Source organism: Vibrio sp. 2433-A1, assembly GCF_056726085.1.
In genome coordinates this window covers 1-7883 of record NZ_JBRESC010000046.1, presented here as the reverse complement: position 1 = coordinate 7883, position 7883 = coordinate 1, and the positions used below count along the sequence as shown (strand labels likewise).

Below are 7883 nucleotides of genomic sequence, written 5' to 3'. Positions count from 1 at the left end.
GCTTTAAAGCTTGGCGATTTGCTGGCGGCGATTTGAATGGTTTCACCTGTGCTTGGGTTACGTCCTGTGCGTGCACCGCGCTCAGTGATTTTAAATGTCCCAAAGCCAATAAGAGCGACTTCTTCACCTTGTGCTAAGGATTGTGTAATCCCTTGAGTGATAGCATCCAGAGCTTCACTCGCTTGCTTTTTGGTGATATCTGCTTGAGCGAAGATGAGCTCTGTCAGTTGCGTTTTATTCATGTGATGTATTTTCCTTAGGTTATATTTGATTTAAAGCTCGAACTGTTTATCAAATTCTCGCTGCTCTTTCCACTGTTCAATTTTTTTACGTGCTTGATGGGCAGCAACATCCCCTTTGACACGTTTCAGTGTGGGATTGCTTTCTACGTACTTTTTGGTTTTCGTGTTCTTAGTCTTAGCTTTCTTAGTCATAGTTCCTTTCCCTGAAATCATGATAATATCATGCAATGGTTTGTTTTACTTAATTTGACACTAGGAATACCTCGCTATGACCAGCACCGAACAACGAGCAGAGTTACAACGCCAAATTTGGCAAATCGCCAATGAGGTCAGAGGCTCTGTTGATGGTTGGGATTTTAAACAATACGTCCTAGGATCTCTTTTCTATCGTTTTATCAGTGAAAACTTCACTAACTATATTGAAGCTGGCGACGCAAGTATTCAATACGCAGGCTTTAAGGATGATGATCCAAGAATTGAGTTGATCCGTGACGATGCCACCAAAACCAAAGGCTACTTTATCTACCCTAGCGAGCTTTTTTGCAATGTAGTCCATGGTGCGAGTACGAATGACAACTTGAACACCGATCTTGCAAAGGTATTTTCATCCATAGAAAGCTCGGCAAATGGTTATCCTTCAGAGCAAGACATTAAAGGGTTATTTGCTGATTTTGATACCACCAGCAACCGCCTTGGCAATACAGTATCAGACAAGAACGCTCGACTGGTATCGGTGCTCAAAGGAGTAGCAAAACTCCAACTAGGGGATTTTCAAGATAATCAGATTGATTTGTTTGGTGACGCTTATGAGTACTTGATCTCAAACTATGCGGCCAATGCGGGAAAATCAGGCGGGGAGTTCTTCACACCGCAAAGTGTGTCTAAGCTGCTGGCTCAATTAGCGATGCATAAACAAACCTCGGTGAATAAAATCTATGATCCGGCAGCAGGCTCAGGGTCTTTGTTGCTACAAGCCAAAAAGCACTTTGATAACCACATTATTGAGGAAGGCTTCTTTGGTCAAGAGATCAACCATACGACTTATAACCTAGCTCGTATGAACATGTTTTTGCACAATATCAACTACGATAAATTTGATATTGCGTTAGGTAATACACTCATCCACCCTCAATTTGGTGATGAAAAACCATTTGATGCCATCGTGTCCAATCCGCCCTACTCAGTTAAGTGGGTAGGAAGTGACGATCCAACACTCATTAATGATGAACGTTTTGCTCCTGCGGGGGTATTGGCACCGAAATCCAAGGCAGACTTTGCTTTCGTTCTTCACGCGCTGAATTATCTCTCCTCTAAAGGCAGAGCTGCCATAGTTTGCTTCCCTGGCATTTTTTATCGTGGTGGCGCTGAGAAGAAAATCCGACAGTATTTAGTTGACAATAACTACGTCGAAACCGTGATATCACTTGCGCCTAATCTGTTCTTTGGCACGTCAATCGCCGTCAACATCTTAGTGCTTTCAAAAAACAAAAAAGAGAATTCCATTCAATTTATTGACGCCAGTGGTGAGGATTTCTTCGATAAAGCTACGAATAACAACGTGCTTTTGAATGAGCATATCGATCAAATTATGACGATCTTCGACGGTAAAGGGGAGATTGAACATGTCGCTAAAAACATGGATATCGGTGACATTGAAAAAAATGACTATAACCTTTCGGTGAGTGCTTATGTTGAGCCTAAAGACACCCGTGAGGCCATTGACATCACAAAGCTTAACGAAGAGCTAAAAACAACCGTTGCAAACATTACTCAATTACGCACGGATATTGACGCCATTGTCGCAGAGATAGAATCAGCGGAGAATCATGCATGATCTTAGACAATAAACTCAATATCACAAACCAAGTTGACCTTTCAAAAGTGGAAGAAAAGCTTAGCAAAAAAAAGGCGCGTGAGCTGTTTGACTCAGGTGAACTTCACAATGTAGAAGTCGGGACATTTGCAGGGCTGAGCTTTATCCATAAGTATTTGTTTGAAGACATTTACTCTTTTGCGGGGAAAATAAGGGAAGTGAATATAGCCAAAAGCAACTTCCGCTTCGCCCCTTTGATGTACTTAAAGCAGTCATTGTCATACATCGATAAGATGCCGCAACGTAATGTCGATGAAATCATTGAAAAATACGTAGAGATGAACATTGCTCACCCGTTTAGAGAGGGAAATGGACGCTCAACTCGTATCTGGCTCGATTTGATTTTAAAGCAGGAAGTGGGGCAGGTCATTGATTGGAACTTGGTAGATAAAGACGACTACCTTTCAGCCATGGAACGCAGCCCTGTCAAAGACATTGAAATCAAACATCTTCTTAAGCAGGCATTAACCACTGAGGTTGAAAGTCGATCTCTCTTTATGAAAGGTATCGATGTGAGTTACTACTACGAGGGTTACAGCGAATTCAAGACGGAGGAGCTGTAATCATGACGAACAATCACATGAGTGCGTATATTGAAAAGCTGTTGGATGGTGTTGAGGTTGATTGGAGGGCTCTAGGTGAAGTGGGACAGTTTATTCGTGGTAACGGAATGCAGAAAAAAGATTTCTCAGAGTCTGGTTTTCCAGCTATCCATTATGGACAAATTTTCACTAGATATGGCTTGTCTGCTAACAAAACTTTCACCTATGTACCGGAACAATTAGCTGGAAAATTAAGGAAAGCGAATGCAAATGACTTATTGTTAGCAACAACATCTGAAAATGATGAAGATGTAGTTAAACCGCTTGCTTGGCTTGGTGATGAGGTGGCTATCTCTGGCGATATGATGCTGTTTAGGCATGAACAGAACGTTAAATACTTAGCATATCTTTTTCAGACGGAAAAATTTCAAAGCCAAAAAAGAAAATACATTAGTGGCGCTAAAGTTCGCAGGGTATCTAAAGATAACTTAGCGAAAATGCAGCTTCCAATCCCCCCATTACCCGTCCAAACCGAAATCGTCCGAATTTTAGACACATTCAGTGCGCTTACAGACGAGCTTACAGACGAGCTTACAGCACGCAAGAAACAATACAACTACTATCGAGATAAGTTGTTGAGTTTTGAAGGTTTGGAGGTTGAGTGGAAGGCATTAGGTAATATTGGCGAACTAATCCGAGGAAACGGATTACCTAAAAAAGATTTCACTGAGACTGGAGTGCCGGCAATTCATTATGGTCAGATTTATACTTATTACGGATTGTCCACAGAGTCGACAAAATCATTTGTCTCACCAGAAACTGCAAGTAGGTTGAAAAAGGTCAATTGTGGTGATGTCGTAATAACCAACACAAGCGAAAACCTTGAAGATGTTGGCACGGCTCTTGTTTACTTAGGTGAAGAACAAGCAGTGACTGGTGGACATGCGACCATCTTTAAACCTAGCGATACTATTCTAGGAAAGTTCTTTGCCTACTACACACAAACTGATAGCTTTGCGAATCAAAAGCGGAAATACGCCAAAGGAACAAAGGTCATAGATGTATCAGCCAATGATATGGCTAAGATTCTCATCCCTGTACCGTCATTAGCTACTCAGGTTGATATTGTTGCGCTCCTAGATAAATTCGACACACTGACTCACTCCATCAGCGAAGGTCTCCCACGCGAAATAGAGCTACGCCAAAAACAATACGAATATTATCGTGATTTATTGTTGACCTTCCCGAAACCTCATGGAGAGGCTTGAGATGAGTAAAACGTTGACTGAAATAGCCCAGCAATTGAAAGACAAAAATAAGAAAGTACAGCTTATCTACGCTTTTAATGGCACAGGGAAAACGCGGCTATCAAGAGCTTTTAAAACGTTACTTGCTGGTGAGACTATTGAGGAAAATGAACCAGAAGAGCCTCAATGGAAAACGCTTTATTACAACGCGTTTACAGAAGACTTATTCTATTGGGATAATGATTTAGACCAAGATGCGCAGCGTAAGCTTAAGATCCATCCAAATAGTTTTACTCCTTGGGTTTTAGGCGAACAAGGCAAAGAAAATGACGTCATTGGTCATTTTCAACATTATTCGAATTCATCCTTGATGCCTAAGTTCCATGAAAACTTTTCAGAAGTATCCTTCTCTTTTGAGCAGGGCCATGAACACACCACTGAGTTTATTAAAATCTCTAAGGGGGAGGAGAGCAACTTCATCTGGAGTGTCTTTTATACGCTACTAGAGCAAGTGATTAGCGAACGAAACATTCTTGACGCTGAGAATCGTACTACCCGTCAATTTGATGAACTGGAATACGTTTTCATTGATGATCCGGTTAGCTCGTTAGATGAAAATCACTTGATTGAGCTTGCCGTCAGTTTGGCAAAGCTCATTAGTGAGAGTGAACATGACAATGGACTTCGATTCATTATTTCTACTCATAGTCCGCTGTTTTACAATGTGTTGTGGAATGAATTCAACCGCAGAGCCTGTTATATGCTGAGTAAGTTTGAAGACGGTACGTTTGAGCTTGAAGAGAAGCAAGGAGATTCCAACACCAGCTTTTCTTATCACTTGTTTTTAAAGCAAACCATTGAACAAGCTATCCAAACGCCCCAAAGTATTCAGAAGTATCACTTCACCTTACTACGTAACCTGTATGAAAAAACCGCCAGTTTTCTTGGCTACCGCACTTGGTCTGAACTATTACCCGATGATCAAGAGGCGTATTTAAATCGCATCATTCAGTTTACAAGTCACTCTACCCTCTCTGGGGAGGTGGTTGCTGAGCCGACACCTCAAGAAAAAGAGACCGTGGTGTATTTATTCAATCATTTAGTGAACACCTATCAATTTAAAGAGCAGGAAGTCGAGCATGGCTGAGCACAGTACACCGATAGCGCAATCTAACCATTTCATTGTTCTTGACAAGTACACTACGCGTAATGATGCCAGTGAAGGCTATCAAACTGAGCAAGAGCTAGAAAACGAATTTATTACTGATTTGGTCAATCAGGGCTTTGAGTTCAGGAAAGACATTAACAGTGCGAAAGCGATGAGAGATAATGTTCGAATCCAGCTACAAGCTCTGAATAATGTCACCTTTTTAGAGAGTGAATGGCACCGCTTTGTCGAAGAATATCTCGATAAGCCCAGTGATAATATCATCGATAAAACACGTAAAGTTCACGACAACCACATTTATGACTTTGTTTTTGATAATGGCCGCATTCAAAACATTTACTTGTTTGATAAAAAGCAGCTGGCTCGAAACAAGGTACAGGTGATCCAACAGTTTGAACAAACTGGCTCGGCGGCAAACCGTTATGATGTGACGGTGTTGGTCAATGGGTTGCCATTGGTTCAAGTGGAATTAAAAAAGCGCGGTATTGCGATACGAGAAGCGTTTAACCAAGTGCACCGTTACAGTAAAGAGAGCTTCAATTCAGAGAGCTCACTGTATCAATACCTCCAAGTCTTCGTGATCTCCAATGGAACCGATACACGCTACTTTGCGAATACCACACAGAGGAATAAAAACAGCTTCGATTTCACGATGAACTGGGCTAAGTCCAACAATGACCTTATCAAAGATTTAAAAGATGTGACGGCAACGCTGTTTCAAAAAAACACGCTATTGAACGTCTTACTGAATTACTCTGTCCTCGATACCAGTGATACCTTGCTGATCATGCGTCCCTATCAAATAGCGGCAACCGAACGCATTTTATGGAAAATCCGTGGCTCATATGAGCACAAACTGTGGAGTAAACCCGAAAGTGGCGGCTATATTTGGCATACTACAGGCTCAGGTAAGACGCTGACCAGTTTTAAAGCGGCGCGCCTTGCTACTGAGTTAGAGTTTGTAGATAAAGTTTTCTTTGTGGTGGACCGAAAAGATTTGGACTACCAGACCATGAAAGAGTACCAGCGCTTCTCTCCTGATAGCGTGAATGGCTCTGAAAGCACGGCAGGGCTTAAACGTAATATCGACAAAGAAGACAACAAAATCATTGTCACGACCATTCAAAAACTCAACAACTTAATGAAATCGGATCGTGATTTAGCCCTTTATCATCAACATGTGGTGTTCATTTTCGATGAAGCGCATCGCTCTCAATTTGGTGAAGCTCAGAAGAACCTAAAGAAAAAGTTCAAGAAGTTTTATCAATTTGGCTTTACTGGCACCCCTATCTTCCCTGATAACGCGCTAAGCTCTGACACCACTGCTAGTGTGTTTGGTACAGAGCTGCACAGCTACATCCTGACCGATGCCATTCGTGATGAAAAAGTCTTAAAGTTCAAGGTGGATTATAACGATGTTCGCCCTAAATTTAACGCCATAGAAAATGAATTGGATGAAAGTAAGCTTTCGGCGGCTGAAAACAAACAAGCGTTACTGCATCCTGAACGCATTAAAGAAATTACGCACTATATTCTCAACAACTTCAGGCAGAAGACACATCGACTGCTTGCCAATGGTAAGGGGTTCAATGCAATGTTTGCCGTGAGCAGTGTGGACGCGGCAAAAGCCTACTACGACTCTTTCAAAGCGCTACAAAATGAAAATCACCGACCATTAAAAGTCGCGACTATTTTCTCATTTGCGGCGAACGAAGAGCAAAGCGCTATTGGAGACATTCTAGACGAATCCTTTGAGCTTTCTGCAATGGACAGCAGTGCGAAGGAGTTTTTAACCTCGGTGATTGATGACTATAACGTTCAGTTTAAAACCAACTATAGCGTTGATAGTAAACAGTTCCAAAACTACTATCGTGATTTAGCTTTACGCGTACAAAACCAAGAAGTGGATCTACTCATTGTGGTGGGTATGTTCTTAACCGGCTTTGATGCGCCAAGACTCAACACGCTTTTTGTTGACAAAAACTTACGCCATCATGGTCTTATTCAAGCATTCTCACGCACTAACCGTATCTATGACGCAACCAAAACCTTTGGCAACATTGTCACATTCAGAAACCTTGAAGCTGCAACCGTTGACGCCATCAAAATCTTTGGGGATAAAAACACCAAAAATGTCGTGTTAGAAAAAAGCTACCAAGAGTACATGGAGGGCTTTACCGATGTATTAACAGGTAAAGCCAAGCGAGGCTATCTAGAAGTGAGTGCGGAGCTGCAAGCGCGATTCCCTAACCCTGACGACATTGTGACTGAGAAGGAAAAAAGAGCATTTACTAAGCTCTTTGGGGAGTACCTTCGACTTGAAAACGTCTTGCAAAACTATGACGAGTTCACCAGTTTAAGAGCGCTGCAACACATTGACATCACCGACGAGAATGCTATCGACGCATTTAAAGCGGAGCACTATCTCAATGATGAAGATGTCCAAGAGTTGCAAGCCGTTCACATGCCAACAGAAAGAGCGATACAGGATTACCGTTCAACTTATAACGATATTCGAGACTGGCTCAGAAAAGAGAAAGCGGGAAATGAGCAGAGTCAATCAACCTTGGATTGGGATGGTATTACCTTTGAAGTAGACCTACTAAAATCACAAGAAATTAACTTAGATTACATTCTTGAGTTGATTTTCGACCACAATAAGAAAAGCAAAGATAAAGCTATGCTTGTTGAGGAGGTACGCCGCTTAATTCGAACGAGCCTTGGCAACCGAGCAAAAGAAAGCTTGCTGGTGGATTTCATCAACCACACAAACCTTGATGACATTTTAGACAAGCCAAGCATTATTGATGC

Annotated in this window: 7 protein-coding genes; 5 read left to right on the top strand and 2 right to left on the bottom strand. The window is 41.8% G+C overall.

Features of this window, described 5'->3' with window-relative positions:
- Both ACU01J_RS21085 and ACU01J_RS21080 read right to left on the bottom strand, forming a co-directional pair.
- Nucleotides 1-242 (bottom strand): HU family DNA-binding protein (locus tag ACU01J_RS21085; RefSeq protein ID WP_481087399.1); only part of this gene is annotated, 242 nt, incomplete at its 3' end.
- A gap of 30 nt (nucleotides 243-272) precedes the next feature.
- The gene (locus ACU01J_RS21080) at nucleotides 273-434 is read right to left on the bottom strand and encodes a hypothetical protein (protein WP_268664447.1); all 162 of its coding nucleotides are present in this window, start codon (nucleotides 432-434) and stop codon (nucleotides 273-275) included.
- A gap of 76 nt (nucleotides 435-510) precedes the next feature.
- Here ACU01J_RS21080 and ACU01J_RS21075 point away from each other — a divergent pair, with 76 nt between their 5' ends.
- The 5 genes from ACU01J_RS21075 to ACU01J_RS21055 all read left to right on the top strand — a co-directional run.
- On the top strand, nucleotides 511-2076 hold the full coding sequence (locus tag ACU01J_RS21075; RefSeq protein ID WP_268664446.1) for a type I restriction-modification system subunit M: 1566 nt from the start codon (nucleotides 511-513) through the stop codon (nucleotides 2074-2076).
- The gene (gene fic, locus ACU01J_RS21070) at nucleotides 2073-2678 is read left to right on the top strand and encodes a protein adenylyltransferase Fic (RefSeq protein WP_481087398.1); all 606 of its coding nucleotides are present in this window, start codon (nucleotides 2073-2075) and stop codon (nucleotides 2676-2678) included. Before ACU01J_RS21075 ends, fic begins: the two co-directional genes overlap by 4 nt.
- A gap of 2 nt (nucleotides 2679-2680) precedes the next feature.
- A complete protein-coding gene (locus ACU01J_RS21065) occupies nucleotides 2681-3925 on the top strand; it encodes a restriction endonuclease subunit S (protein ID WP_481087397.1) in 1245 nt (414 codons plus the stop codon).
- A gap of 1 nt (nucleotide 3926) precedes the next feature.
- The gene (locus tag ACU01J_RS21060; RefSeq protein WP_481087396.1) at nucleotides 3927-5051 is read left to right on the top strand and encodes an OLD family protein; all 1125 of its coding nucleotides are present in this window, start codon (nucleotides 3927-3929) and stop codon (nucleotides 5049-5051) included.
- Nucleotides 5044-7883: type I restriction endonuclease subunit R, EcoR124 family (locus ACU01J_RS21055; RefSeq protein WP_481087395.1), on the top strand; the 2840-nt coding region annotated here is incomplete at its 3' end. The genes ACU01J_RS21060 and ACU01J_RS21055, both read left to right, overlap by 8 nt.

Bases quoted from the DNA above. Each gene is read 5' to 3' on its own strand.
- ACU01J_RS21060 (WP_481087396.1), top strand. From the start codon at position 3,927: ATGAGTAAAACGTTGACTGAAATAGCCCAGCAATTGAAAGACAAAAAT.
- ACU01J_RS21065 (WP_481087397.1), top strand. From the start codon at position 2,681: ATGACGAACAATCACATGAGTGCGTATATTGAAAAGCTGTTGGATGGT.
- ACU01J_RS21075 (WP_268664446.1), top strand. From the start codon at position 511: ATGACCAGCACCGAACAACGAGCAGAGTTACAACGCCAAATTTGGCAA.
- fic (WP_481087398.1), top strand. From the start codon at position 2,073: ATGATCTTAGACAATAAACTCAATATCACAAACCAAGTTGACCTTTCA.
- ACU01J_RS21080 (WP_268664447.1), bottom strand. From the start codon at position 434: ATGACTAAGAAAGCTAAGACTAAGAACACGAAAACCAAAAAGTACGTA.